Raw genomic sequence first — 25857 nt, 5'->3', positions numbered from 1 at the left:
CTTGTGCGCTATCACCCCCCACATGTCCCGCACTTGACGACCGAAGGAGTTCACGTGCGACAACACAAGTCGATGAGCAGGCGCAGACTGCTCTGGGCCGGCGGCGGTATCGGCCTTGCCGCGGTAGCGGCACCGCTGCTCAACGCAACGGCCCAGGCCGCGCCGGAAGGTTTCCGTACCAGCGTCACCGATCTCGGCCCCGGCATCGTGCAGTTCGCGCTCATGAGCGGGATCCAGGTCGGCGACACCGTCTACATCGGATCGCGCAATCTCGCCCCCACCCGGGTGATCGGCTTCCACCTGCCGACCCGCAAGGTGGTCTCGCAGACCGAGATCGGCTACGGGCACTCGATCCAGGCGCTCGCCGCCGACAAGGACGGCAAGTACCTGTACGCCGGCGTCCTGACCAAGGGCGACGAGGGCAAGCCCAACCTCTACCGCTGGGACCTGAGCACCCCCGACAAGCCCGCCGTGGGCGTCGGCCGGACCGAGGACCGCGACATCCGCGAGCTGGCCGTCGCCCCGGACGGCACCGTGTACGCCGTGGGCGGCATACCCGGGAAGGCCCCCGCGCTGTGGATGTACGACCCGGCCGACGGCAAGATGACCAACCTCGGCATCCCCGACCCGAAGGCCACGCTGGCCAGGGCCGTCGCGGCCACGGACAAGACGGTCTTCTTCGGCGCCGGCAGCGTCCTGTCCGGCGGCGGCGAGGCGAGCAAGGCGTCGCTGTACGCGTACGACCGGGCGAAGGCCGAGTTCGCCAACGTCACGCCGACGGAGCTGGAGAAGGACCCCAGCGTGCGTGAACTCGCCGTCTTCGGCGACCAGTTGGTCGTCAGCACATCAGGGTCGACCGAGCCCGCCAAGCTCGCTGTCATGGACCTGGCCGACCTCTCCTCGTACGCGGTGAAGTCCACCGACGGCAAGGTGGTCAAGAACCTGACCGCGGCCGGCGACGTGATCTACTTCGCCACCGATGCCGGTCTGTACTCCTACTCGACGGCGACCGAGGCGCTCGCCCCCGTCGAGTTCGAGGGCCCCGACCTCGGCGAGATCTGGGGCCTCGACCACGCCGACGGCAGACTGACCGTCGTCTCCGGGTACGGCTTCGTCGGCGAGATCGACCTGGCCGCCCGTACGTCCGTCATCACTGAACTCGGAAAGGCGGGCGCACCCCTCAGCCCGCAGACCGCCATGGGCATCGCCGCAGACGACACGTACGTCTACGTCGGTGGCAACAACGTCATCGCACGCCACGAACTGGGCACCGACAAGGTGCTCAACCTCCGGGCGCCCGGCGAGGCGAAGGACGCCGAGCTCCTTGCTGGCGTGCTCTACACCGGCCAGTACAGCTCGCAGGGCATGTGGGCGTACGACCCCGCGAACGACAAGCAGCCCCATCAGATCGCGTCGTTCCCGAGCGAGCAGAACCGGCCGCTCGACGTCTGCCAGGACCCGGTCAACCGGCTGCTCCTCGTCGCCGCGCAGTCCGACACCGAGGGCGGCGGCTCGCTGTGGACGTTCTCGCCGAAGACGGGCAAGAAGCAGGCCTTCATCAACCCGGTCGACGAGAACCAGACGGTCCGCGCCGTCACCAGCCGGGACGGCGTCGCCTACCTCGGCGGCGACAACCCCACCACGACGGGGCCGCGCGGCACCGTCGTCGCCTTCGACCCGGTCGCCGGGAAGGAGCTGTGGCGCATCGACCTCCCCACGTCCCTGACCACGGGCGTGGCCGCACTGGCGGTCCAGGGCGTCAACCTGTACGGGCTCACCAGGCAGGGCGGCTTCCTCGTCATCGACCTGAAGACCCGCAAGGTGGTCCACACCGCCGACCACCGCGACATCTGCCCCGGCTTCGCGGCCATGGTCACCAGCCGGGGAATGGTCTACGGCGTCTCCGACACCACCCTCTTCCGGTTCGACCCGAAGACCTTCGCCGTCAGCAACGTCGTGCCCGAGATCAACGGCGGCTGGTACAGCGGTCCGCACGTCAACGCGGACGACGACGGCCGGCTCTACACGATGCGCGGCCGGAACCTCGTACGGATCGACGACAGGAAGGTGAGCTGATCATGGCGAACGCACAGCGCAGGACGGCACGCAGGTCGACACGGAAGACGAAGGCGAGGACGAGGACCGCTGCCGCCGCGGCACTGGCCGGGACGCTCACGGTGGTGTGCCTGGCCACCGCCCAGGCCGGCCAGGACGACCCGGCCCGGTCCGCGACCGGCGAGCCCCGAAGCTCCCTCAGTGCGTCGACTCTGCTGAACGTCGACTACAAGGACGGCAGCCTGAATTCGGGCATCCCCAACCTGACCACGACCCACGCCAAGGCCGAGGACGCGTCGTACGTCGTCAAGTCCGGGGACGACCACGCGATCGCCCACAAGGTGACGCTCGACAACCCCGACTACGTCTCCGACGGGGCCCCGCGCAGCGAGAGCGCCACCAACGATGTTCCCGAGGGGAAGCTCCACGTCGGCGACAAGCGCCGGTACGAGTTCGACGTGCTGCTGAAGGACTGGAAGACGTACGAACCGGGCGACTCGGAGACCGGTGACATCTTCTTCCAGGGGAAGCACGCCGGCGGGAACAAGCCGTCCTTCTACCTGATGACCAAGCGGAACAGCATCGCGTTCCGGTCGCCGCTCCTCGGCCTCCAGGCCGACGTGGTCGACGACTTCCGGCCGTACGTCAACAAGTGGATGACGTTCCGGGTGGATGTGAGCTGGACGGACGACAAGACCGGCTACTACAAGGTCTCCACCAAGATGCCGGGCGAATCGGACTTCACGCCGCGCAAGACGTACGACAACGTGCAGACCTTCCACCCCGAGAACCCGACCGACTTCGGCTACCTCAAGTGGGGTCTCTACCGCCCCGAGGAGTCGATCGCGAACGGTGACGTGCCCACGCGCATCGTCCACCACGACAACATCCGGATCCTGGATCTCGCCCAGCAATGAGACCTGGCACCCCTGGACCAGACGCGAGGGCGTTCCCGTGAGGCATGTCATCGCCCTTGATGTGGGCGGTACCGGAATGAAGGCGGCCCTGGTCGGCCTCGACGGGGCGCTGCTGCATGAAGCGCGGCGGCCCACCGGGCGGGATCGCGGGCCCGACGCCGTGGTCGAGTCGGTACTCGGCTTCGCGGCGGACCTGCGTGCCCACGGACAGCGGCACTTCGGAACCGCCGCGGAGGCAGCAGGCGTTGCCGTGCCGGGCATCGTCTCCGCCGAGCGGGGCATCGCGGTCTACGCGGCCAACCTCGGCTGGCGTGACGTCCCGTTGCGGGAGCTGCTGAGCCGGCGGCTCGGCGGGATCCCCGTCGCGCTCGGCCACGACGTCCGCACCGGCGGCCTCGCCGAAGGCCGGCTGGGGGCGGGCCGGGGGACCGGCCGGTTCCTGTTCGTGTCGCTCGGCACCGGCATCGCCGGCGCGATCGGCATCGACGACGCGATCGAGGCCGGTGCCCACGGTTGCGCCGGCGAGATCGGCCACATCGTCGTACGCCCCGGCGGTCCCGCGTGCGGTTGCGGCGGGCGGGGCTGCCTGGAGGCGCTGGCCTCCGCCGCCGCGGTCGGCCGCGCCTGGGCCGCCGCGGGCGGCGGGCCCGCCGCCGATGCCGCCGACTGCGCCAGGGCCGTCGATGCGGGCGACGCGCTGGCGACCAGGGTGTGGCTGGCGGCGGTCGAGGCCCTCGCCGATGGCCTGGTCACCGCGTTCACGCTCCTTGATCCCCGCGTACTGATCATCGGCGGCGGACTCGCCGAGGCCGGCGACACCTTGTTCACACCCCTACGCGCGGCAGTGGCTGCACGGGTCACGTTCCAGAAGCTGCCCGCGATCGTCCCGGCGGCCCTCGGCGACTCCGCCGGCTGCCTGGGCGCAGGGCTGCTCGCCCGGGATCTGCTCACCACGGCAGCGGTCGTCTGATGACCGCCGATACGTGGCGGGCACCGGGACCACCGTCACCGCGCCGTGTCCGATTTTGGGGCGGCGGCGGTCTCCCCGTCGGAGGTGCTGGCGGTGAAGAGTTGCGCCAGGACGGTGTGGGCGGCGCCCGATGCGTGGTCGGAGGGTCCGGTCACGGCGAGTTCCAGCGCGGGGGGCGGTGTGGTGCTGTGGGCGTACTGACGACGGAACACCTCCTCGGTACGGGAGGTGAGAGCCGGAAGGTTCATCTCCGGGGTGAAGGCGACCACGACGCGTTCCGGGCCGAACACCTTGGCGGCGTTGGCCACAGCGGCGCCGAGCTGTTCGGCGGCGCTGACGATGACGTCGTCGTCCCGCCCGACGAGGCTTCCGGGCGTTTCACCGCGCCTCTCCAGCTCTTGCTTTATGCCCCACGCGCTGGCCCAGGTCTCCAGGCAGTCCTCGGCGCCGCAGTGGCAGGGCCGTCCCGATCCCGTACCGGCGCAGGAGTGCGCGAACCCTCCGGCGGTGCCGCTGAACCCGCGGTGGATGTGCCCCTGCACCACCACGGACGCGCCCAGGCTCGCTCCCACGCTGAAGATCATGAGGTTGCGCCCGGCGAGCCTGCCGTCGAAAAGCAGCAGGCCCGAGGCCACGGAGTTGACGTAACTGTCGACGACGACGACCGGGGTTTCCACGAGCGCTGCCAACTGGTGCTGGAACGGCACGTTCTCCCAGCCCATCGAACCGCTGTGCCGGACGATGCCGCCCTGCTGGTCGACCACGCCCGACACGGCGACGCCGACACCGATGAGGGCGGAGGAGGCCCTGCTCGCCGCCGCGACGCGCACCGCACGGGCGACGCTCTCGCCCACGTCCTGCGGGCGCGTGGAGGTGAGCGGCTCCTGATGGGAGGCGACGACGTCACCGCGCAGATTGACCAGGACGACGTACGCCTCGGCGTCCGACAGCCTGACCCCGGCGGCTAGCACCGCTTCGGTGCCCAGGTCGAGAAGGCGGGCAGGCCGCCCCCGTGTGTTGCGTACGGCGTCGGTCTCCGTGAGCAGCCCGGCGCCGAGCAGCCGGCCCGTGATGCCGGTGACGGTCGCCGGGCTCAGTCCGGTCTCGGTGGCGATGCGCGCCCTGGACACCGGACGCTGCGCACGTACGACGTCGAGGACCAGGGCTTCGTTGATCTCGCGGATCAGGGCTTTGCTCCCGGCGCGTGGCCTCATGGCAGACGGTTCCTTCTCGTGATCACTCAACTTTGAGTCCCTCCTGACGGCGGGGGCGGGAAGACCATTCTAGTTTATTCAGTCATTGACAGAAGTAAGGGCGATGGCTAACTTTCACCGCATGAGTCACCACCTCGGAGTGGGGCAGGGCCAGTACCGGCCGGGCTCGCCGATCCGCATTCACCTGAGCGTCCCCGCCAAGGAGAAGGAAGCCTTCTTCCCGCTGCCGACGCTCCACTCTCTTGCAGCTCTCGGTGAGATCACCGAGAGCGATCCGGCCGCGCTGCGGACGGAGGAAGCCTTCCGCGAGGCGCTCGACGGGGTGCATGTCCTCGTCACCGCCTGGGGATTCCCCCGGCTCGACGCCGCCCGCCTCGCGCTCGCACCCGACCTGCGTTTCGTCATGCACGCCGCGTCCTCGCTCCACTGGCTCGTCAGCGACGACTTCTGGGCCACCGGACTGCCCGTCTCCCAGGCGGGAGTGGCGATGGCTCCGGCGGTGGCGGAGCTCTCGCTCGGCTTCACCCTGTCCCTGCTGCGCCGTACCCACCGTCACGACCACGCGCTCCACGCGGGGCAGAGCTGGGAGACGGCCGCCGGTTCCGAGCGGGCCCGGGAGATCGGCGGAGCCCGCATCGGAGTCGTCGGCGCCTCGCGTACGGGGCGGCGCTACATCGAGATGTGCCGGGCACTCGGCGCCGGCGTCCGCGTCTACGACCCCTACGTCAAGGCCGGCGATCCGCTCGCCGAGCTCACCACCGGACTGACGGACCTGCTCGCCACCAGCGACGTAGTCGCCGTACACGCCCCCGCGACACCGGAGACGCACGGCATGATCGGCGCGGACGAGATCGCCGCGATGCGGGACGGCACACGGTTCGTCAACACCTCCCGGCCCTCGATCGTGGACATGGACGCCCTGTTCGACGCGGTCGCATCCGGCCGGATCGATGCCGCGCTCGACGTGTTCGACAGCGAGCCGCTGCCCGTCGACGACCGATGGCGCGGTCTGCCGAACGTCCTCCTCACCCCGCACGTCGCGGGCGCGACCGCCGACTCGCGGCAGCGCGCCGGGCGGATCGTCGTGGCGGAGATCCGGCGGCATCTGGCGGGCGAGCCCCTTCAACACGCGCTGACGCGCGACGACTTGGCGAGGATGGGATGACCCCGACCACGGCACGCAACATTCTGCTGCTGCACTGCCACGACCTGGGACGGTTCCTCGGCGCCTACCACGTGCCCACCGTCGCCTCCCCGCACCTGGACGCCCTCGCGGCGGAGTCGACGCTGTTCGAGGCGGCGTTCGCGACCGCGCCCCACTGCAGCCCCGCCCGCGCCTCCCTGTTCACCGGTACGTACCCGCAGACCAACGGGGTGCTCGGGCTCACGCACGATCCCTTCGGCTGGGATCTCACCGACCCGTCGACCCACCTCGCCAACCGCCTGGCCACGGCGGGCTACGCGACCGAACTCATCGGCGTGCACCACGAGTCACGGGTCCTGCCGGACGACGTGGTGGCCGGGCGGCTCGGCTTCGACCGGGTCCGCAGCGGCGGCGACCGCGACACCGTCGTCGAGCGCACCGTCGAGGCGCTCGACCGGGCGGCCGCGTCGGCCACCCCCTTCTACCTCCAGGTCGGATTCCACGAACCGCACCGCACACCGTCGAAGAACGACCGCCCCGGGGTCATGGGCTTCCTCGGCGACACGGTGACCGCGGACGACTCCCTCGGGCTCACCGTCCCCCCGTACCTCCAGGACGACGACGGCGCACGCGAGGAGATCGCCGAACTGCAGGGCGCCGTACGGCACATGGACGAGGGCGTCGGCAGCATCCTGTCCCACCTCGACGCGCTCGGCCTGAGCGACGACACCATCGTCGTGTTCACCACCGACCACGGGCTCGCGCTGCCCCGGGCCAAGTGCACCCTCTACGACCCCGGCCTGGAAGTCGCCCTCATGATGCGCGTCCCCGGCCGGCCCGCCTGGCACGCACGCCGCGTCGACGCCATGGTCAGCCATGTCGACGTCCTGCCCACGCTGCTCGAACTCGTCGTCCTGCCAACGCCGTTGGACAGTCAGGGCGCCAGTCTGGTCCCCGTCGTGGAAGAGGGCCGCCCGGCACGGGCCCACACCTTCGGGCAACTCACCCACCACATCTACTACGACCCGAAGCGCGCCGCCCGATCGGCCTCGTACAAACTCGTCGCCAACTTCGCCAACGCCCCGCAGGCCATGGACCCCACCCAGTCCTGGGTGCACCGCAGCCTGCCCGCCGTCCTCAACGGCCCCACCATCGGCTCCAGTTCGGCTCTGGAGCTGTACGACCTCGTACGCGACCCGCGCGAGTGCGACAACCGTGCCGAGGACCCGGCGCTCGGCCATGTGCGGGCCGGCCTCGCCGAGGCGCTGCTCCGCTGGATGCGCGAGACCGGTGATCCGCTGCTGAACTTCGATCCCCTGCTGCCTCGCCACCACAGCGTCCTCGCCGCACTGACCGACGCGGCAGCCGGCGCCCCGCCGCCTGCCGTCGCCCTGCCCCGAGAGAGAGAAACAGCATGAGGACACGACCGCTCCGCTTCGCGGCCCTGGCCGCATCCGCCGTCCTGGCCTTCTCGGCCTGCTCTGCCTCCGACGGGAACGGGAAGGCCGAGGTGACCCTGTGGATGTACCCGGTCATCAAGGACGAGGCGGCGAGCAAGAAGTACTGGGCCCGGACCGAGGCCGCGTTCGAGAAGGCCCACCCCGCCACCGACCTGAACATCGAACTGCAGACGTTCGACAAGCGCGACGCGCAGATATCCGCCGCCCTCGCCGCGGGGTCCGGTCCGGACATCGTGCTCATCACGCCCGACCAGGCCGCGACCTACAACAAGGTGCGGGGACTGCTGCCCGTCGACGACGCCGTCGCCGGCCGGCGGAAGGCGTTCCACCCCGAAACCCTGAAGGCCGCCACCTTTGACGGCGAGCTGTACGGCGTGCCCGTGTTCCAGAACATCAACACCACCGCGTACAACACCAAGATCTTCGACGATGCCGGTCTCGAACTGCCCAAGACCTGGGACGACGTCCTGAAGGCGGCCCCCGTGCTCGCCAAGAAGGACATCGCCGTCATGGACTACGCGGGCAGCACCGAGCAGACGCTGAACCTCTCGTTCTACCCGCTGCTCTGGCAGGCCGGGGGCACGGTCTTCAGCAAGGACGGCAAGGACGTCGCCTTCGACTCGGAACAGGGCGTCTCCGCCCTCCAGTTCCTCGTGGACCTGAAGAAGCGGGGCGGCCTGCCCGCCGACGCCGCGACCGAGGGCCCCGCGGTGGAGGGTGCTCCGATCGCCGAGGGCAAGGTCGCGATGCGTGCCGTGACCTCGCTGCCCGAGCTCCAGCAGATGCGCGCCGCGCTCGGCAAGGAGAACGTGGCCCTCGGCCTGCCCCTCCAGGGCACGGTCCAGGCGACCTACGGCAACCCCGGCCTGCTCTCCCTGACCTCCATCAACGAGGACGAGAACCGCGACGCCGCGTACGACGTACTCGCCTACCTCAGCTCGCCCGAGGCGCAGGAGTCGCTCAACGCCGCGGCGGGCACCTTCCCGACCCGTACCGACGTCAAGGCGCCCGGCACCGGACCCGACTTCGAGGTCCTGAACGAAGCGCTCGACCACGCCAACCCCGGTGAGCCCTCGCCCGCCGCCCGCCAGGTGATGGCCGCGCTGGCGCCCAGCATCCAGGCCGCCCTCGGCGGTGACCTCACGCCGAAGCAGGCTCTGAAGAAGGCCGCCGAGGAAGCCCGCGCCCTTCTCGCCCGGTCCTGAACCTGCCGGTGGTGCCTGCGCTCCCCGTCCCGGGACCCGCACGCCCCCGTCTCCTCCCCGCCGATAGCTCCTCCCCGCTGATAGGCCGCCATGTCCGTGCACACACCTCCGAGCACCGGCTCGGACAGCCGACCGCTCCGCAGTCCTGAGCCCCCGCACCACTCTTCGCGCAGCCGGGCCGTCCGCCGTCTGAAGCGTCGCGAGGCGACGGCGGGCATCCTGTTCGTGCTGCCGACGCTCGTCATCTTCGCCGTGTTCAAGTTCTTCCCCATCGCCGGCGCCGGCGCGATGAGCCTGACGCGCTACCGCCTCAACGGCGACGTCACCTGGCTCGGGGCCGAGAACTACACGCGCCTGTTCGACGACCCCCACTTCTGGCAGAGCCTCGGCGTCACGACCGGCTACGTGCTCGTCTTCGTGCCGCTCATCATCGTCGTCTCGCTGGCCGGCGCGCTGCTCCTGAACCAACTGGTCCGGTTCAGCGGCACGTTCCGCGCCGTGCTCTTTCTGCCGTACCTCAGCTCCTTCGTGATGGCCGGCATCGTCTGGTCCTGGATCTTCGACGGTGACGGGCCGCTCAACGCCGCGCTCGGCGGACTCGGAGTCGATCCGGTCCCGTTCCTGACGGGGGATCAGTTCCTGGTCCTCGCCAGCCTCGCGCTGGTCTCGGTGTGGAAGGGCTTCGGCTACTCGATGCTCGTCTTCCTCGCCGGGCTCAAGGCCCAGCCCGCCGAGGTGCACGAGGCGGCGCGCATGGACGGGGCGAACAGCCTGCAGGCGTTCCGGCACGTGACGCTCCCACTGCTGAAGCCCGTGATGTTCTTCGTCCTCGTCATCGAGACGATCATCGGCTTCCAGGTGTTCGACACCATCTACGTGATGACCGGCGGCGGCCCCAACCGGGCCAGCCACAGCCTCATCTACTTCCTCTACGACGAGGGCTTCAAGTTCCTCGACTTCGGCTACGCGGCGGCGATCGGCATGGTCCTCTTCGTCATCGTGCTCGTCCTGTCCCTCGTCCAGCGGCGCCTCGTCGAAGGCAAGGAGACCAAGTGACCACCCCGCCCCAAGTGACCGCCAAGACCTCCGCCCTCGGCGCCGGCCGACCCGGCACCGGCCGCCCCGGCGCCCGCCGCCCCCGTAACCGGCTGCCCGCCCTCGCGCTCACCGTCATCTCGCTGTTCACCGTTGCGCCGCTGCTCGCCGTGGTGGTCCTCGCCCTCTCGCCCGAGGGCGCGCCCACGCTGCCGTACGCGATCCCCGACTCCCTGACGCTCGACAACATCACGCGGATCTTCGAGGTCGGAGAGTTCCCGCTCTGGCTGTTCAACTCCTTCGTCTACTCCGTCGTCTCCGTGGTGGTCATCCTCCTCACCGCCTCCATGGCCGCCTACGCCCTGGTACGCAAGCGGTTCCCGGGGCGCAACGCGCTGCTGTGGGCGATCGTCGCCACCCTGATGGTGCCGATGCAGGCCACCCTCATCCCCACGTTCGTCCTCGTCGCACAGATGGACGGCGTGAACACGCTGTGGGGGCTGATCATGCCGACCCTCGCCAACGCCCAAGCGGTCTTCCTGATCCGGCAGTTCGTCCGCGACCTGCCCGACGAGCTGTTCGACGCGGCACGGATCGACGGTGCGGGGGAGTGGCGGACCTTCGTGCGGATCGTGCTGCCGCTGATCCGGCCGGTGCTCGCCACGCTCGCCATCTTCGTCTTCCTGTGGCACTGGAACGACCTGCTGTGGCCGCTGGTCGTGGGCCAGACCGACGAGGCCCGCACGCTGACGGTCGGACTCGCCACCCTGCACACCGAGACCGTGTCGACCGCGGGCATCATGTCCGCCGCTTTCGTCAGCTTCATCCCCTGCTTCGTCATCTTCATCGCCCTGCAGCGGCACATCGTCGCCTCCGTCACCTCCTCGGGGGTGAAGGGATGACATACGACGAGACGGCACCACCTCTACGGTTCGGACTCATCGGCGTCGACTCCCCGCACGCGCCGTCCTTCACCCGGCTGTTCGGCGACGGCGTCACCGGCGCCGTACCGGGCGGCACGATCACCGCGGCCTGGAAGGGAGTGGCGGCCCGGGACTTTCCGCTCAGCCGGGACCGTATCGACGCGTTCGCCCAGGAGGTGTCCGACCTGGGGGTGCCGCTGTGCACCACCCCCGAAGAGGTCGCCGAGCGCTGTGACGCCCTGCTCGTCGTCGCCTCCGACGCCCGCACCCACGCCGGGTACTTCACCCGGCTCGCACCCTTCGGCAAGCCGGTCTACGTCGACACGCGCTTCGCTCTCACGACGGAGGACGCCAGGGTCATGCTGGCCACGGCCGGTGTCCACGGGTGCCTGCCGCTGGCGGGCTCACCGAAGCGTTTCACCCCCGAGTTCCGCCGCGCCGCCGACCGAAGCCGGGCCGACCACGTCGACCTGACCGGCCCGCTGCCCACCCAGCCCGGCCACCCCTTCCTGGCCTGGTACGGCGTGCACCTGGTCGACCTCGCGGTCGCGGCACTCGGACCGGGATGCGCCCGCGTCGATGCATCGACCGGCGACAGGACCACACTGACCTGGCCGGACGGACGGACGGCGACCCTCGGCGGCGAGGAACAGTGGTCGCCGCTCACGACAGGGCGCGTCAACGGCCCTGGCGGAGCACGGGAGTTCACCATCGAGGCCGGACCGCCCATGCTCACCGGGCTGCTCACCTCGATCGTCGACGCCTGCCGCGACGGCGCCCCCAACGTCCCCGAGGCGGAGGTGCTCGACATCGTCGCGATCGTCGAGGCCGCCCACCGAAGCCGCACGAGCGGCGCACCGGTGACCCTGCCATGACCCGTCAGCGTGCGTGCTGCTCCGCGAGCCGAGACACCGGCCGGGAACAGCAGTTGCCCGTGACGGAACCGAGTGAGCAGGGCGACCGCGCCCCGTCCGAACATCCCTCCATGGCGCTTCTGCCCGGCGGCACGTTCCTGATGGGGACCGACGCGGGCGACGGGTACGCCGCCGACGGAGAGGGCCCGGTGCGCGAGATCCGCCTCGCCCCGTTCCTGATCGACGCGACGGCGGTCACCAACGCGGCGTTCGCCGAATTCACCGACGCCACCGGCTGGTTGACGCTGGCGGAGCGGTTCGGCACGTCCTTCGTGTTCGCCGGCCTGCTGCCCGACGACGTACGCGACGGCCGCCCCGTACCGGAGACACCTTGGTGGCGGGAGGTCGCGCACGCCGACTGGCGCCGCCCCGAAGGCCCCGGCTCGGACATCGCCGGCCGCATGGACCACCCGGTGGTCCACGTCACCTGGCGCGACGCCCGTGCCTACGCGAAGTGGGCGGGCAAACGCCTGCCCACCGAGGCCGAATGGGAGTACGCGGCCCGTGGCGGTCTGGTCCAGGCCCGCTATCCGTGGGGCGACGAGCGAGAGCCCGGCGGTGTGCACCGGATGAACGTGTGGCAGGGCGAGTTCCCCGTGCGCGACACCGGCGCGGACGGCCACCTCGGCACCGCACCGGCCGACGCGTACGAGCCCAACGGGTATGGGCTGTACAACACTTGCGGCAACGTGTGGGAGTGGTGCGCCGACTGGTTCCACCCCACATGGCACACCACCGGCCCACGGACCGGCCCCGTCGGGCCACCGAGCGGGGACCGCAAGGTGATGCGCGGCGGCTCCTACCTGTGCCACGAGAGCCACTGCTTCCGCTACCGCGTCGACGCCCGCAGCTCCAACACCCCCGACAGCAGCGCAGGCAACATCGGCTTCCGCTGCGCCGTGGAAGCCGACTGACCCGCTGGGCCTGCCGCCCCGCTGACCTGCTGGGCCTGCCGCCCCGCTGACCTGCTGGGCCTGCCGCCCCGCTGACCCGCTGGGCCTGCTGACCCGCTGACCCGCTGGGCCTGCCGCCCCGCTGACCTGCTGCAGGCCGCCCGAGCCCGACCGCTCCGCGCCGGCCCTGCCGCACCGCGAACCCTCGACTTTTCACGTCAGAGCCGGGTACCTTCGCACACCTGATAGAAAGCGCTTTCTGCGCTCCGTTGCACACCCCTCAGAAGGAGACACGAGCATGTCCCGCAATGTCGTAGGCATCGTGATGAACGGCGTCACCGGCCGCATGGGCTACCGCCAGCACCTGGTCCGCTCGGTGCTTGCCATCCGCGAGCAGGGCGGTCTGCCCCTGGGTGACGGAACCGTCATCTGGCCCGAGCCGATCCTCGTCGGCCGCAGCGAACACAAGCTGAAGGAACTGGCGGACCGCCACGGCCTGGAGCACTGGACCACGGACCTGGGTGAGGCCCTGGCCCATCCGCTTGCCCAGATCTACTTCGACGCCCAGGTCACCCAGGCGCGGGAGAAGGCGATCCGGACCGCGATCGAGGCCGGCAAGCACATCTACACCGAGAAGCCGACCGCCGAATCCCTCGACGCCGCAGTGGAGTTGGCCCGCATGGCGCGCGAGGCGGGCGTGTGCAACGGGGCTGTGCAGGACAAGCTGTTCCTGCCTGGCCTGCTGAAGCTCAAGCGTCTCATCGACAGCGGCTTCTTCGGGCAGATCCTCTCCGTACGGGGCGAGTTCGGCTACTGGGTCTTCGAGGGCGACTGGCAGACCGCCCAGCGGCCGTCCTGGAACTACCGGGCCGAGGACGGCGGCGGCATGATCCTCGACATGTTCCCGCACTGGCGGTACGTGCTGGACGGCCTGTTCGGCGAGGTCCGCTCCGTGTACGCGCACACCGCGACCCACGTCCCCGAGCGCTTCGACGAGCAGGGCCGGAGCTACGCGGCGACCGCCGACGACGCCGCGTACGGCGTGTTCGAGCTGGACGGCGGCATCACGGCACAGATCAACTCCTCCTGGGCCGTACGCGTCGACCGGGACGAGCTGGTCGAGTTCCAGGTCGACGGCACCGAGGGCAGCGCCGTGGCCGGTCTGCGCAACTGCCGTGTCCAGCACCGCTCCCTGACGCCGAAGCCGGTGTGGAACCCGGACCTGCCCGTGACCGAGTCGTTCCGCGACCAGTGGCAACTGGTGCCGGACAACGGCGAGTTCGACAACGGCTTCAAGATCCAGTGGGAGCTTTTCCTGAAGCACGTGGTGACCGGATCCGAGTACCAGTGGGACCTGCTTGAGGGCGCCAAGGGCGTTCAGCTCGCCGAACTCGGCCTGCGCTCCGCCCGCGAAGGCCGCCGCCTCGACGTCCCCGCACTGGAGATCTGATGGGACTCGAACTGCGGCTTCCCAGCGGCCTCCACCGCCTCCGTACCCCCGAGGCCCTCGATGCGCCCGAAGGACCGATCACCAGCCGGGTCGTGTACGCCGCCGCCCACGTGGTCGCCGACCCCCTGGCGGAGAACGGACCGGGAGCACCGGCGGCCGTCGACTGGGACACCACGCTCGCCTTCCGCCGGCACCTGTGGTCCCTCGGCCTGGGCGTCGCCGACGCCATGGACACCGCACAGCGCGGCATGGGCCTCGACTGGTCCGCCACCCGTGAACTCATCACCCGTTCCGGGGCGGAGGCCCGCGCCGTGGGTGGACGGCTGGCCTGCGGTGTCGGCACCGACCAGCTCACGGTGGCCCGTTCGCTGCCCGCCGTCATCGACGCCTACCAGGAGCAGCTGGCCGTCGTGGAGGAGGCCGGGGCCCAGCCGATCGTGATGGCGAGCCGCGCGCTGGCCGCGGTGGCGAAGGGCCCCGAGGACTACCTCCATGTGTACGGAGAGGTCATCGACACCGCTTCGCAGCCGGTGATCCTGCACTGGCTGGGCGAGATGTTCGACCCTGCGCTCGCCGGGTACTGGGGCGGCGCGAACCTGGACGACGCGACCGACACGGTGCTCGACCTGATCAGGGAGAACGCACCGCGCGTCGACGGCATCAAGGTGTCCCTCCTGGACGCCGACCGGGAGATCGCCTTGCGGCGCGCGCTGCCGGAGGGCGTACGCCTGTACACGGGCGACGACTTCAACTACCCCCGCCTCATTCGCGGGGACGAGGTCGGCCACAGCGACGCGCTCCTGGGCATCTTCGACCCCATCGCGGCCGTCGCGGCCGCGGCGATGCGTGCCCTGGACGTGGGCGACACCGCGCGGTACGACGCGCTGATGGCGCCCACGCTGCCGCTGGCCCGGCACCTGTTCGCCGCGCCGACGTACCACTACAAGACCGGCGTGGTCTTCCTCGCCTGGCTGGCCGGCCACCAGAGCCACTTCACCATGGTGGCCGGTGCCCAGAGCGGGCGTTCCGTCTCCCACCTGACCGAGCTGTTCCGGCTCGCCGACGAGGCCGGCGTCCTTCCCGACCCGGAGCTCGCCGTCCACCGGATGCGGCAGTTCCTCCAGGTCTCGGGGGTGGACGCGTGAGCGGCCTGGAGCGCCTGTCGCTGAACCAGATCACCACCAAGCGGTGGAGCATCGCCGAAGCCGTCCAGGGGTGCGTGGACGCCGGTGTCCCGGCGATCGGCCTGTGGCGGGACAAGGTCGCCGAAACGGGCGTCGCCGAGGCGGCGAAGCTGGTCCGCGACGCGGGCCTCGCCGTCAGCAGCCTGTGCCGCGGTGGCTTCCTCACCGTCGAGGGGCCCGTCGCGCACCGGGCGGCCCTGGTGGAGAACTTTCGTGCCCTGGAGGAGGCCGCCGAACTCGGCGCCGACACGCTCGTGATGGTGGTCGGCGGCCTGCCCGAGGGATCACGCGACCTGGCCGGCGCCCGCGCCCGGGTGGCCGACCTGATCGCCGAACTCGCCCCGCACGCGGGCGACGCGGGGGTCCGCATGGCGATCGAACCCCTGCACCCCATGTTCTGCGCGGACCGGGCGGTCGTCTCCACCCTCGGCCAGGCGCTGGACCTCGCCGAGCAACACCCGGTGGAGCAGGTGGGCGTCGTCGTCGACAGCTACCACGTCTGGTGGGACCCGGACCTGCCGCGCCAGATCGAGCGCGCCGGACCGCGGATCGCCTCCTACCAGGTCTGCGACTGGACCCTGCCGCTGCCCGCCGACGCCCTGCTCGGCCGGGGCCACGTCGGCGACGGCCACATCGACTTCCGCACCCTGACCGATCAGGTCGCGGCCGCCGGTTACACCGGCTGGATCGAGGTCGAGATCTTCAACGAGCAGATCTGGGACACGCCGGGCGAGCAGACCCTGAAGACCGTGACGGAACGCCACTTGGCCCATCTTGGAAGTCGCCCCGGTGGCACATGACTTACAGCTGGCGGCCCAGCACCGCAAGGCCGGTGACGCCGGTCGGGTCTAGTTCACTCTCCCTTCGGAAACGGCAGGTCACGCATGGAAGTTGTCATCGTTCCGGATGCCAGGGCAGGCGGCGAGCTCATCGCGGCGGCCATCGCCTCCCTGGTCCGCCGCAAGCGCGACGCCCTGCTCGGTGTAGCCACCGGCTCGACCCCGCTGCCCGTCTACGAGGCGCTGGCGGCGAAGGTGCGGGCGGGTGCCGTCGATGTCTCCCGGGTCCGCGTCTGCCAGCTCGACGAGTACGTCGGCCTGCCCGCCGGGCATCCGGAGTCGTACCGCGCGACCGTGCTCCGTCAGGTGGTCGAGCCGCTCGGACTGCCCGCGGACCAGTTCATGGGGCCGGACGGCAGCGCCGAGGACGTGCAGGCGGCGTGCGAGGCGTACGACAAGGCGCTGGCCGGGGCCGGCGGGGTGGACCTCCAGCTCCTCGGCATCGGCACCGACGGTCACATCGGCTTCAACGAGCCGTGCTCCTCGCTCGCCTCGCGCACCCGGATCAAGACGCTCACCGAGCAGACCAGGGCCGACAACGCGCGCTTCTTCGGCGACGACATCGAGCAGGTGCCGCAGCACGTGATCACCCAGGGCATCGGCACCATCCTGAACGCCCGCCACCTCGTGCTGCTAGCCACCGGCGAGGGCAAGGCCGACGCGGTGGCGGCGGCCGTCGAGGGTCCGGTCGCCGCGCTCGTACCGGCCTCGGCGTTGCAGCTGCATCCGCACGCGACGGTCGTCGTCGACGAGGCGGCCGCGTCCGGGCTGAAGCTCGCGGAGTACTTCCGCGCGACGTACGTGGCGAAGCCCGCGTGGCAGAGCCTGTAGCCGCGCCTGCCGCGGACTGACGGTCACCCTTCCCGCGGGCCCGAACTCCTCGACGAGCGCTCGGGTTCTGCTCGCGGTGTGGTCGTGGACGGCGACCGCGCAGCCGTTCCGGGCGAGGTTCGGGCTAGGTTGCGCCCCACGACCGCGAGCCCGGTGAGGGCCCGGTGAGAGCCCGGTGACGCCGATCCGGGCTGAAGTGCTCCTGCCTGTAGCTCCTGGACCTGGAATCGGACAAGCTGCCGTCGGCCCCAGGGTCCACACGGGTGGTCACTGGTCGCCCGACGACATGTCAGATCAGAGGAGAGTGCCGCTCATGGCCCAGTTCGATCTGCCGCTCGACCAACTGCGCACCTACCGGCCCGAGTCGACCGCGCCGGACGACTTCGACGAGTTCTGGCTGAAGACCCTCGCCGAGGCGCGCGAGCACGATCTGGCGGCCCGGTTCGAACCGGTGGACGTGCCGCTCACGGGGGTACGGGTCTTCGACGTGACGTTCGCCGGCTTCGGCGGCCACCCGATCAAGGGCTGGCTGGTGCTGCCCGCCGAGGCGGACGGACCGCTGCCCACGGTCGTCGAGTACATCGGGTACGGCGGCGGGCGCGGCCTTCCGCACATGCATCTGCTGTGGGCCGCCGCCGGGTTCGCGCACTTCGTGATGGACACCCGGGGGCAGGGCAGCGGCGGCTGGGCGCAGGGCGACACCCCCGACCCGGTCGGCAGCGGGCCCGCGTACGCCGGGTACATGACGCGCGGCATCGAGGACCCGCACGGCTACTACTACCGGCGGGTGTTCACCGACGCGGTGCGCGCCGTCGAGGCCGCCCGCTCGCACCCCCTGGTGAACCCCTCGCGGGTCGCCGTCGCCGGGGGCAGCCAGGGCGGCGGCATCGCCCTCGCGGTGAGCGGCCTCGTACGCGATGTCGCCGCCGTGTTCCCGGACGTGCCGTTCCTGTGCGACTACCCGCGCGCCGCGAGCCTCACCAACAATCCGCCTTATAAAGAGATCGGGCTGTACCTCAAGTCCCGCAGGCTCGGCGCCGACACGGTCTTCCGTACGCTCTCCTACTTCGACGGCGTGCACTTCGCGGCCCGCGCCCAGGCGCCCGCGCTGTTCTCGGTCGCCCTCGAGGACCAGACCTGCCCGCCGTCGACGGTGTTCGGTGCCTTCAACGCGTACGCGGGCGACGACAAGCGGATCGAGGTGTACGAGTTCAACGAGCACGAGGGCGGCGGACCGTACCAGCAGACGGTTCAACTGCGCTGGCTCCCCAGGTACTTGACGGGTCCGTGAACCGACCTCTTGTCAGGCGCCGCGACATACCCATACGTTTGCGGCGCTTGACGCATCGGGGGAACGCGGATGTGTCCCCCGCGGAAACCATCTCCAGGGGTTCTCATGGGCTTACGCGGCCGGCACCGCCGGTACAAGGCGAGCAGGATCAACCGGGCCTCGCTCACTGTCACCGCCGGCGGGGCCGGAATGGCTCTCCCGCTGATCGGCGGCGGCACCGCACAGGCGGCCGACGCCGACACCTGGAACAAGGTCGCCGCCTGCGAGTCCACGAGCAACTGGTCCATCAACACCGGCAACGGTCACTTCGGCGGGCTCCAGTTCTCCCAGTCCACCTGGGAGGCGTACGGCGGCACCGCGCACGCCCCGCGCGCGGACCTCGCCGACCGGGAGCAGCAGATCGCGGTGGCCGAGAAGGTCCTCGACGCCCAGGGCCCCGGCGCGTGGCCCACCTGCTCGGAGCGTGCCGGGCTCGCCCGTGGCGGCGCCGCCCCCGACCTCCGGACCCACGACGCGAGCCGCGCCGCCCCGCGTCCCGCCGCGAAGCCCGCCGTAAGGCCGGAGATCACCCCGCAGTCCAACGCGGGCCGGGCCGAGCTGTACACCGTCGTACGCGGCGACAGCCTCTCCGGCATCGCCGACGCCCAGGACGTCAAGGGCGGATGGCAGGGCCTTTACACCGCCAACCGCGAGGTCGTCGGCGCCGACCCGGACCTGATCGTGCCCGGACAGCGGCTCACCCTCCGCTCCGACGGCCCTGAGCGGCGCGCCGAACGCGCCGACACCCCCACGAAACCCAGCCCGAAGCCGAAGCCGAAGCCGAAGCCGAAGCCGAAGCCGGAGCCGCAGGCCAAGGAGAAGGCCGAGCGGAAGGTCGAGAAGGCGGCCGAGTCGCGGGCGGACTCGCGCGGCGGCAGTCTGAGCGCCCCCGTCAGCGCGAGCACCAGCACCCCGTACCGCGCCTCCGGCGGCTCCTGGTCCAGCGGCTATCACACGGGTGTCGACTTCGCGGTGCCCACCGGCACCTCGGTACGGTCCGTCGCCGGGGGCCGGGTCGTCTCCGCGGGCTGGGGCGGCGCGTACGGCTACCAGGTGGTGATCCGGCACGGCGACGGCAAGTACAGCCAGTACGCGCACCTCTCGGCACTCACCGTACGGGCCGGCCAGGACGTGGGCGCGGGGCAGCGGATCGCACGGTCCGGGTCCACCGGGAACTCCACCGGACCGCATCTGCACTTCGAGGTACGCACCGGACCCGGCTACGGCTCCGACGTGGACCCGCTGGCGTATCTGCGGGCGGGCGGCGTGCGCATCTGACGGCGAGGACGAGTACGAGGGCGACGGCGACGGATGGACGCGCGGGTGTCCGTCAGGAGCCGACGCGGTGGCTGTGGTGGCCGAGCCGGCCGTCGTCCGTGTCCGGCGGCTGGTCGGGGATGCCGTCGAGGCGCCGCAGCTCCTCCGGGTCCAGGTCGCCGAGGCCGTCCAGAGCCGCCGGGTCGTCCGGCACCGGGGGCAGAGCCGCGTCCGGCACCGGGGGCGGCGCCGCGTCCCGCACGGCCACCGACGGCGGCTCGGGCGGCTGTGACACCGTGTTCCGCTCCGTACGGCCGATGCGCTCCGTGGTCAGCAGGACCAGGCCGCCCGCCGCCACGGCGCCGAACAGCAGCGCGACGACCGTGCCCACCGTGCCGTACCGGAACGTCTCGCCGAAGAGGGTGAGGCCGACGGCGGCGGCCACCACCGGGTTCACCACCGTCACGACCGCGAGTGGCGCGGCGAGCCCCGCGCCCCGGTACGCGGCCTGCGAGAGCAGCAGCCCGCCGGTCGCGAGGACCGCGATCACAAGCAGGCTGCTCGCGCCGCTCAGCCCGGCGCCCGAGGTCAGGTCCACGGTGACGGTCTTGGTGAAGACCGAGGCGATACCGAACGCGATACCGGAACCCGTCGCGAGGAGCACGCTGCGCACCACCGGAAAGCGCCGCGCGGTGTGCGCGGCGAGCATCAGGGCGCCGACCGTGCCGAAGGTGACCAGGCCGAGCAGCAGCCGTTCCGGCCGGGCGAGCGAGTCGGACCCGGAGTTACCGGCGAGCGCGAGCAGCCCGGCGAGGCCCACGGTCGCCATGATCGCGCCGCGCCAGGCGGTGCGTCCGGTGCCGCGGCCCACCAGGAGCGCGGCGAGCGGCAGGGCGAACACGATGGTCAGGGCGCCGAGCGGCTGTACGAGGCTGAGTGGTCCGAAGGCGAGCGCCGCCACGTGCAGGGCGGCGCCCAGGCCGTTGAGCCCGACCGCGACCCACCAGGCGGTGCGGCGCAGCGGCGCGTACGTACCGGCGGGGCTGCTGGCTGCCACGCGTTCCTGGACGATGGCCCCGCCCGCGTACGCGACGGCGGAGACAAGGGCGAGCAGCACGGCCAGTGCGAGGGCGCTCATCGGCGGCGGCTCCTTGCCTGCTCTTGCAGCTCCTGTGGTGAACGGTCGCCTTCCATAACGTCCACAATGACCGCCGCATTCCGCTTCGTCGTCGTCCCACGGCAGGCATTACGTCGTACTGCCGTTGGAGTAGACCGGATGCCCCGTCCACCCAGGGGTGCACGCCCGCCATCATGGGGCGGTGGATCTTCAACAGCTCGCGTCCGTCGGCGGCTTCTTCGCGCTGCGCTCCGGCACCTCTCCCACGGCCGTGCCGCTCGCCGAGGTGTACGCGGGCGACGGTGCCCGGCTCGCCGCCCGGGTCGACACGGTGACCGCGCGGCTCGCGGCGCCCGAGGTGCGGATCGGGGTGTCCGTGGCCCAGCTCGGCCTGGCCGCGCGGCTCTGTTCCGTGGCCCTGGGCGGGGCCGCGCTGTACGGCCGGGTCCTCGACCTCGACCCGCGGCGGCTGAGCTGGGACCCGGACGGGTCGAGCCCCGACGACCTGTGGCTCGACGCGGTGCGCACCCTGCCCGTCGAGGCACTCGGTGACTCGCTCGTCGAGGGGCACCTCGCGCCGCTCGCCGCCGCGCTGCGCCGCCGGTACCGGATCGCCGAGCCGCTCCTGTGGGGCAACGCGGGCTCCGCGCTCGCCGGCGCCGTGCGCGCGCTGCACACCTGGGCGGGGAGCGCCGGACGCCCGGAGGTCGCGGAACGCGCCCTCGACCTCGGCGCCGACCTCTTCTGTCGCCCGGAGCTGCGCGGCACGGGCACCCTCGGCGCGCTCCCTCGGTTCCGGCGGCGCAGTTGCTGCCTCTACTACCGGTGCCCCGGTGGCGGTGTCTGCGGCGACTGCTGCTTCGACCGGGCGCCGGGGCGGGGCTGAGGCCGCGCCCGTACCCGCGCGACATGGGTCGGGCCCGCACCCCGGTACCGGGATGCGGGCCCTGCCGTCGGTCCTGGAGCGTCAGCAGTTGTCCAAGTACTCGGTGTGGATCCAGACTCCGGTGCGGCCGCCCCACAGATCGCCTTGCACCCAGTCGCCCTGCGTGCCGATCAGGTCCATGTTGTGACCCCGGTTGACGATGCCGAGCACCGGGTACTCCAGGCCGGGCCCGGCACGGAACTTGACCCCGTCGCCGTTGACGGTGCAGACGTGCGCCTGGACCTGCTGTACGGCGGTGGGAGCCGAAGCCTGCGCGGAGCCGGTGGTCGCGGCCACGGCCCCGAGAGTCGCGGCGGTGACCGCGAAGCCCGCGAGAGCCTTCTTGACGCCAGTGAAACGCATGGTGGTTCGGTCCTTCCCCGTAGTGGATGTCCCCGTCGACAAGCCCACCCGCACAGCCTGCCGTCGGTCCTGGAGCGTCAGCAGTTGTCCAGGTAGGCGGTGTGGATCCAGACTCCGGTGTGGCCGCCCCACAGGTTGCCGTGCACCCAGTTGCCCTGCGTGCCGATCAGGTCCATGTTCTGGCCCCGGTCGACCTTGCCGAGCACCGGGTACTCCGGGCCGGGCCCGCCACGGAAGTTGACCCCGTTGTCGTTGACGGTGCAGACGTGCGCCTGGACCTGCTGCACGGCCGCGGGAGCCGAAGCCCGCTCGGCCGTGGGAGCCGAAGCCTGCGCGGAGCCGGTGGTCGCGGCCACGGCCCCGAGAGTCGCGGCGGCGACCGCGAAGCCGGCGAGAGCCTTCTTGACGCCAGTGAAACGCATAGTGGTTGGTCCTTCCCCGTAATGGAGGTCCCCGTCGACAAGCCCACCCGCACCGCCTGTTGACGGTCCGTCGGCTGCTTGCCCTTACGTGATCCAGCATCGGCGGGACGGGGCGGGCCCGGTACCTGACGAATGTCAGGACGCGCCGACCCTCGAGGGCGGGGACGCGCTCACCCCGAGAACTCCACCAGGAACCTCCGCACCCGCTCCGCGTGCCCGCGCGTCCGCTCCGGGACCCCGCCCTCCGCGCGGACGACCTTGCCGCTGGTGCGGTACGCGGAGGCGAGGAGGCCCGGCAGGTCGTCGGTCAGGCCGTGTTCGCGGAAGGAGCGGGCGAGGTAGCAGAGGTACGAGCCCATCGTGGCGATCGCGTCCGGCGGTGACATGTAGTCCGTGGTGCCGTCGCCGTCCCCGTCCGTCGCCCAGTCGCGGAACACCTTCGGCGTCCACATCGCGACCCCGAACTCCTGCACCGCGATGCCGTCCTTGCCGCGGCGGACCCGGTGCGCGTCGGTGGCGAAGCCGCTCTCGGCCTTCAGGATCGCCGCGATCAGCGCGGGCGTGACCGCCTCGTCGGCGCAGCGCATCGCCGTGTTCGTGATGTGCGGGCGGAGCGCGGCCGGTACGTCGGCGCCCGCCGCCAGGTCCTGCGCGCTCGAGGGCGGCAGTTCAGGGCCGGGAGCGCCGTCGCCACCCGACGCGAGGAGCAGCCCCGAACCCGTACCGGCCGCGAGCAGCGTCGCCACCGCGGCGAGCAGCACCACGAGCCGCCGACGCCGCGCCGGCCGCACCGGACGTGCGGGCCTGCCCGCCAACTCGCCGACACGTAACGCCAGTTGCTCCCCGGTGAGCCGGGCCCGTGCGGCGTGGTCGGGGCGCAGGCACTCCGCGATCAGCTCCCGCCAGCCCGCCGGCACCGACGCGTCGAGCCGGAGCGGCGCGGCGCCGCGCGCGTACGCCTGCGCGGCAAGCGCCCGCGCCCGCGCGGTGGCGCCGGGGAAAGGGTGCAGGCCCCCGCTGAGCACCTGGTGGGCCACCACCCCGAACGCCCAGATGTCCGCCGAGGGACGCACCTTGGTGCCCTGCGCGCCGGTGCGCTCCGACCACCACTCGGGCGGTACGTGATCGAGTGTGCCGAGCGGCGGTACGTACGCGTGCGTGCCCTCCAGCTCGGCGGTCAGGCCGAAGTCCGCGAGCCAGACCGAACCGTCCCCGGCGAGCAGGACGTTGGCCGGTTTGAGGTCGCCGTGCACCCAGCCGCGCCCGTGCAGATGCGCGAGGCCCGCCGCCACCCCGTGCAGGATGCGCGGCGCGAGCGGCAGCGGCCCGCCCGGCGCCCCGGCGATGAGCTCCTGGAGGTTGTGCTCGGCCCGGTCCATCACCAGGGCGGTCAGGCCGTCGAGTCCGGGGCGCTCGGGGTCGCGCACGGTGTGCGCCGCGTGGGTGCGGACCACGTGCTGGTGGTCGGCCTCCAGGCTGAACCGCACCTCCCGCGCCACCCGTTCGTCCATGGCCCCGCGCTGCCCCGGCGTGAGCAGATCGGTGCGCAGGAACTTCACGGCCGCCCGCGTACCGTCCTCGACGTGCTCCGCCGCGTACACGCTGCCCCAACTGCCCGACCCGATCGGCTCGTTGATGCGCCAGAACCCGACGCGGTAGCCGTACGGGACGGTGATCGGGGGAGTGCTGCCGAGCCCCATGCGGTGTGCCTTTCCTGCGGAACCGGTCAGCCCTTGCCCGCACCCGTACCGGCGCCCGCTTCCCACCGGGGCGTGGGCGCCGTCGGCGGGCGGCGCGGGCCGAGCAGCGGCAGATGCTGTTCGCGTACGAGGTCGAAGCGGAGCGCGAACGCCACGAGCTCCTCGCGTTTGCCGCCGACCGGGGCGCCGGCCGGGGCGCCGAGGGCGTCGACCGCGTCCGGCGCCGCGCACGCGTACCGGTCCTCGCGCAGCCGCAGCTTGACCGAACTCAGGTAGTCGATGTGGTAGTTGACCGCCGACCGGGTGAGCCCCGCGCACTCCGCGAGCCCCCGCAGCCGCTCCACCACCTCACCGACCCCCGGCACGGCCGCGCTCGACGGCTGTCGCAGCCGTGGCTCGCAGAGCGCGAGCAGCACCAGGAAGTACTTCGACGTGGGGTCGAGCGTGAACGGGCTCATCGTGGGCTCCCCGTGCTGCGGGAACGGCGCCTCCGCGTCCAGGTACGCGTGCTCCGGCGCGAACACCTTGAACGCCGCCTCGCCGTCCGTGCCCGGCAGCAGCACCCGCGAGAACTCGAACGGCACCGGCGCCCCGACCCGACCGGGCGCCACCTTCACGTGCTCGCCCGCGCCCTCCAGGTTCTCCACCACGTACGTCGACGTACGGCTGAAGTTGGAGAGCCGCCAGTAGTCCTCCGCCGCGACGATCTGGCCCGCGCGGCGCGAGACCGACGGGTCGTCGAGCGGAACCGGAACCGGGGCGTCGGGGGCGCCGCGACCGAAGTCCGCGGTGTCGCCGGGGCCGAGGCGGAGCAGGTGCGGCCGGTCGGGACGGTTCCGCGGCCGCTGGTCCTGCTGTTCGGGCAACTGCACGATGACCGTGTCCAATGCCTTCCTCCCCCTGCTCAGGCACCTGCCGAGTCTAGGACCCCAAGGCGTGCCAAACGGTTCGGAAAGTGGTGGAAGGGTGCGGTTCCGGCCCCGGTACGGCTGGCCCGTCGCGCCGGTTTGCGTCCGTAGGAGTGGATGCCTCCGTCGCCTTGACGCGCATCGGGCGGCGCCGCGGCAATGCTTAATCTGGTCGTAACGCTGCGTGTTCTGAACATCCATTACCGTAGTTGGCGGAGCGAGGTTCACTTCTGATCTCCCCGCCGCCGACGCGAGAGCAGCCCATGACCTCTGACCTGCTCGCACCCCTCGACCTGGCTTTCTGGAACATCGAGTCCGAGCGGCACCCCATGCACCTGGGCGCGCTCGGGATCTTCACCGCCGACTCCCCGGGGGCCGCCCGCCGCGCCGCCGAGCTGCTCGCCGCCCGCTCCGGCTCCGTACCGGGGCTTCGGCTGCGCATCCGGGACGCGTTGCTTCCGTTCGGCGGTGCCGTACGCGCCCCGGCGGCCGACTTCGACGCGGCCCACCACGTCCAACTCGCCTGTGTCGCACGGGACTTCCAGGCGGCGGCCGGTGCGCTCATGGAACGGCCGCTCGACCGGACACGGCCGCCCTGGGAGGCGCATGTGCTGCCCGGCGCGGACGACACGTCCTTCGCGGTCCTGTTCAAGTTCCACCACGCGCTCGCCGACGGGCTGCGCGCCCTCACGCTCGCAGCCGGTCTCATGGACCCGCTGCCGGACCCGCCGTCCCGCGCGCGCAAGGCGCCGCCGGAACCCGCGCAGCCACCGGAACGCACCGGCCTGCGCCTGCCCGCCC

24 protein-coding genes are annotated in these 25857 nt (G+C 71.6%); 18 read left to right on the top strand and 6 right to left on the bottom strand.

The genetic code is table 11. The annotated features are described in order from the left end of the window. Positions 1–54: 54 nt before the first annotated feature. From GUY60_RS11920 to GUY60_RS11910, 3 genes are read left to right on the top strand one after another with little or no spacing between them, the layout of a single operon-like run. On the top strand, positions 55–2076 hold the full coding sequence (locus tag GUY60_RS11920; RefSeq protein ID WP_312866267.1) for an outer membrane protein assembly factor BamB family protein: 2022 nt from the start codon (positions 55–57) through the stop codon (positions 2074–2076). Positions 2077–2078: 2 nt separating this feature from the next. Further along, positions 2079–2972: a heparin lyase I family protein gene (locus tag GUY60_RS11915; RefSeq protein WP_161696737.1), complete on the top strand. Its 894-nt coding sequence runs from the start codon at positions 2079–2081 to the stop codon at positions 2970–2972. A 37-nt stretch (positions 2973–3009) separates the two neighbouring features. Continuing rightward, a complete protein-coding gene (locus GUY60_RS11910) occupies positions 3010–3942 on the top strand; it encodes an ROK family protein (protein ID WP_161696735.1) in 933 nt (310 codons plus the stop codon). A gap of 35 nt (positions 3943–3977) precedes the next feature. On the opposite strand, the gene GUY60_RS11905 is transcribed toward GUY60_RS11910, so the two are convergent. After that, positions 3978–5156, bottom strand: a complete 1179-nt coding sequence (locus GUY60_RS11905; RefSeq protein WP_161696734.1) for an ROK family transcriptional regulator — start codon at positions 5154–5156, stop codon at positions 3978–3980. A 121-nt stretch (positions 5157–5277) separates the two neighbouring features. Between GUY60_RS11905 and GUY60_RS11900 the strand changes: the two genes are divergently transcribed. The 13 genes from GUY60_RS11900 to GUY60_RS11840 all read left to right on the top strand — a co-directional run bounded on the left by GUY60_RS11900 (position 5278) and on the right by GUY60_RS11840 (position 19642). Further along, positions 5278–6321 (top strand): hydroxyacid dehydrogenase, encoded by a 1044-nt coding sequence (locus tag GUY60_RS11900; protein ID WP_161696733.1) that lies wholly within the window; start codon positions 5278–5280, stop codon positions 6319–6321. Continuing rightward, positions 6318–7718: a sulfatase family protein gene (locus GUY60_RS11895; RefSeq protein WP_161696732.1), complete on the top strand. Its 1401-nt coding sequence runs from the start codon at positions 6318–6320 to the stop codon at positions 7716–7718. Before GUY60_RS11900 ends, GUY60_RS11895 begins: the two co-directional genes overlap by 4 nt. After that, positions 7715–8965, top strand: a complete 1251-nt coding sequence (locus GUY60_RS11890) for an extracellular solute-binding protein (RefSeq protein WP_161696731.1) — start codon at positions 7715–7717, stop codon at positions 8963–8965. The genes GUY60_RS11895 and GUY60_RS11890 overlap by 4 nt, the downstream gene beginning before the upstream one ends. 90 nt (positions 8966–9055) lie before the next feature. After that, positions 9056–10021 (top strand): carbohydrate ABC transporter permease, encoded by a 966-nt coding sequence (locus tag GUY60_RS11885; protein WP_161696730.1) that lies wholly within the window; start codon positions 9056–9058, stop codon positions 10019–10021. Continuing rightward, positions 10018–10902 (top strand): carbohydrate ABC transporter permease, encoded by an 885-nt coding sequence (locus GUY60_RS11880; RefSeq protein ID WP_312866266.1) that lies wholly within the window; start codon positions 10018–10020, stop codon positions 10900–10902. Before GUY60_RS11885 ends, GUY60_RS11880 begins: the two co-directional genes overlap by 4 nt. Beyond that, positions 10899–11798 (top strand): Gfo/Idh/MocA family protein, encoded by a 900-nt coding sequence (locus tag GUY60_RS11875; RefSeq protein ID WP_161696728.1) that lies wholly within the window; start codon positions 10899–10901, stop codon positions 11796–11798. Before GUY60_RS11880 ends, GUY60_RS11875 begins: the two co-directional genes overlap by 4 nt. Beyond that, positions 11795–12751: a formylglycine-generating enzyme family protein gene (locus GUY60_RS11870; RefSeq protein ID WP_161696726.1), complete on the top strand. Its 957-nt coding sequence runs from the start codon at positions 11795–11797 to the stop codon at positions 12749–12751. The genes GUY60_RS11875 and GUY60_RS11870 overlap by 4 nt, the downstream gene beginning before the upstream one ends. A 277-nt stretch (positions 12752–13028) precedes the next feature. Next, a complete protein-coding gene (locus GUY60_RS11865) occupies positions 13029–14180 on the top strand; it encodes a Gfo/Idh/MocA family protein (RefSeq protein WP_161696724.1) in 1152 nt (383 codons plus the stop codon). Beyond that, on the top strand, positions 14180–15325 hold the full coding sequence (locus tag GUY60_RS11860) for a dihydrodipicolinate synthase family protein (protein ID WP_161696722.1): 1146 nt from the start codon (positions 14180–14182) through the stop codon (positions 15323–15325). The genes GUY60_RS11865 and GUY60_RS11860 overlap by 1 nt, the downstream gene beginning before the upstream one ends. Beyond that, complete coding sequence (locus GUY60_RS11855) at positions 15322–16164, top strand: sugar phosphate isomerase/epimerase family protein (RefSeq protein WP_161696720.1); 843 nt, start codon at positions 15322–15324, stop codon at positions 16162–16164. Before GUY60_RS11860 ends, GUY60_RS11855 begins: the two co-directional genes overlap by 4 nt. An 84-nt stretch (positions 16165–16248) precedes the next feature. Next, positions 16249–17034, top strand: a complete 786-nt coding sequence (nagB, locus tag GUY60_RS11850) for a glucosamine-6-phosphate deaminase (protein WP_161696718.1) — start codon at positions 16249–16251, stop codon at positions 17032–17034. A 313-nt stretch (positions 17035–17347) separates the two neighbouring features. Continuing rightward, positions 17348–18325, top strand: a complete 978-nt coding sequence (locus tag GUY60_RS11845) for an acetylxylan esterase (protein WP_161696716.1) — start codon at positions 17348–17350, stop codon at positions 18323–18325. Between the two features lie 105 nt (positions 18326–18430). Further along, complete coding sequence (locus GUY60_RS11840; RefSeq protein WP_161696714.1) at positions 18431–19642, top strand: transglycosylase family protein; 1212 nt, start codon at positions 18431–18433, stop codon at positions 19640–19642. A 52-nt stretch (positions 19643–19694) separates the two neighbouring features. On the opposite strand, the gene GUY60_RS11835 is transcribed toward GUY60_RS11840, so the two are convergent. Continuing rightward, positions 19695–20759, bottom strand: coding sequence for a DMT family transporter (locus tag GUY60_RS11835; RefSeq protein WP_187369991.1), 1065 nt, complete (start codon positions 20757–20759; stop codon positions 19695–19697). A 181-nt stretch (positions 20760–20940) separates the two neighbouring features. Here GUY60_RS11835 and GUY60_RS11830 point away from each other — a divergent pair, with 181 nt between their 5' ends. Next, complete coding sequence (locus tag GUY60_RS11830; RefSeq protein ID WP_161696712.1) at positions 20941–21624, top strand: IucA/IucC family C-terminal-domain containing protein; 684 nt, start codon at positions 20941–20943, stop codon at positions 21622–21624. An 81-nt stretch (positions 21625–21705) separates the two neighbouring features. Here GUY60_RS11830 and GUY60_RS11825 read toward each other — a convergent pair whose 3' ends face one another. The 4 genes from GUY60_RS11825 to GUY60_RS11810 form a co-directional block, all read right to left on the bottom strand. Continuing rightward, positions 21706–22026 (bottom strand): SH3 domain-containing protein, encoded by a 321-nt coding sequence (locus GUY60_RS11825; protein WP_161696710.1) that lies wholly within the window; start codon positions 22024–22026, stop codon positions 21706–21708. A gap of 77 nt (positions 22027–22103) precedes the next feature. Continuing rightward, positions 22104–22448: an SH3 domain-containing protein gene (locus GUY60_RS11820; protein ID WP_161696708.1), complete on the bottom strand. Its 345-nt coding sequence runs from the start codon at positions 22446–22448 to the stop codon at positions 22104–22106. A gap of 170 nt (positions 22449–22618) precedes the next feature. Continuing rightward, entirely contained in the window at positions 22619–24148 is a 1530-nt protein-coding gene (locus GUY60_RS11815) for a serine/threonine-protein kinase (RefSeq protein ID WP_161696706.1), read from the bottom strand. Between the two features lie 26 nt (positions 24149–24174). Continuing rightward, a complete protein-coding gene (locus tag GUY60_RS11810) occupies positions 24175–25035 on the bottom strand; it encodes a serine/threonine protein kinase (RefSeq protein ID WP_161696704.1) in 861 nt (286 codons plus the stop codon). 284 nt (positions 25036–25319) lie between these two features. Here GUY60_RS11810 and GUY60_RS11805 point away from each other — a divergent pair. After that, on the top strand, positions 25320–25857 hold a 538-nt coding region (locus GUY60_RS11805), incomplete at its 3' end, for a wax ester/triacylglycerol synthase domain-containing protein (protein ID WP_223178683.1).

The organism is Streptomyces boluensis, assembly GCF_009908195.1.
GTDB lineage: Bacteria > Actinomycetota > Actinomycetes > Streptomycetales > Streptomycetaceae > Streptomyces > Streptomyces boluensis.
This window is presented reverse-complemented; position numbering and strand designations above follow the sequence as displayed.

Excerpts from the sequence above, each read along its gene's own strand:
- GUY60_RS11875 (WP_161696728.1), top strand. The coding sequence starts at position 10,899 with ATGACATACGACGAGACGGCACCACCTCTACGGTTCGGACTCATCGGC.
- GUY60_RS11845 (WP_161696716.1), top strand. The coding sequence starts at position 17,348 with ATGGCCCAGTTCGATCTGCCGCTCGACCAACTGCGCACCTACCGGCCC.
- GUY60_RS11815 (WP_161696706.1), bottom strand. The coding sequence starts at position 24,148 with ATGGGGCTCGGCAGCACTCCCCCGATCACCGTCCCGTACGGCTACCGC.
- GUY60_RS11835 (WP_187369991.1), bottom strand. The coding sequence starts at position 20,759 with ATGAGCGCCCTCGCACTGGCCGTGCTGCTCGCCCTTGTCTCCGCCGTC.
- GUY60_RS11870 (WP_161696726.1), top strand. The coding sequence starts at position 11,795 with ATGACCCGTCAGCGTGCGTGCTGCTCCGCGAGCCGAGACACCGGCCGG.
- nagB (WP_161696718.1), top strand. The coding sequence starts at position 16,249 with ATGGAAGTTGTCATCGTTCCGGATGCCAGGGCAGGCGGCGAGCTCATC.
- GUY60_RS11915 (WP_161696737.1), top strand. The coding sequence starts at position 2,079 with ATGGCGAACGCACAGCGCAGGACGGCACGCAGGTCGACACGGAAGACG.
- GUY60_RS11900 (WP_161696733.1), top strand. The coding sequence starts at position 5,278 with ATGAGTCACCACCTCGGAGTGGGGCAGGGCCAGTACCGGCCGGGCTCG.
- GUY60_RS11885 (WP_161696730.1), top strand. The coding sequence starts at position 9,056 with ATGTCCGTGCACACACCTCCGAGCACCGGCTCGGACAGCCGACCGCTC.
- GUY60_RS11860 (WP_161696722.1), top strand. The coding sequence starts at position 14,180 with ATGGGACTCGAACTGCGGCTTCCCAGCGGCCTCCACCGCCTCCGTACC.
- GUY60_RS11865 (WP_161696724.1), top strand. The coding sequence starts at position 13,029 with ATGTCCCGCAATGTCGTAGGCATCGTGATGAACGGCGTCACCGGCCGC.
- GUY60_RS11840 (WP_161696714.1), top strand. The coding sequence starts at position 18,431 with ATGGGCTTACGCGGCCGGCACCGCCGGTACAAGGCGAGCAGGATCAAC.
- GUY60_RS11825 (WP_161696710.1), bottom strand. The coding sequence starts at position 22,026 with ATGCGTTTCACTGGCGTCAAGAAGGCTCTCGCGGGCTTCGCGGTCACC.
- GUY60_RS11890 (WP_161696731.1), top strand. The coding sequence starts at position 7,715 with ATGAGGACACGACCGCTCCGCTTCGCGGCCCTGGCCGCATCCGCCGTC.
- GUY60_RS11905 (WP_161696734.1), bottom strand. The coding sequence starts at position 5,156 with ATGAGGCCACGCGCCGGGAGCAAAGCCCTGATCCGCGAGATCAACGAA.
- GUY60_RS11895 (WP_161696732.1), top strand. The coding sequence starts at position 6,318 with ATGACCCCGACCACGGCACGCAACATTCTGCTGCTGCACTGCCACGAC.
- GUY60_RS11820 (WP_161696708.1), bottom strand. The coding sequence starts at position 22,448 with ATGCGTTTCACTGGCGTCAAGAAGGCTCTCGCCGGCTTCGCGGTCGCC.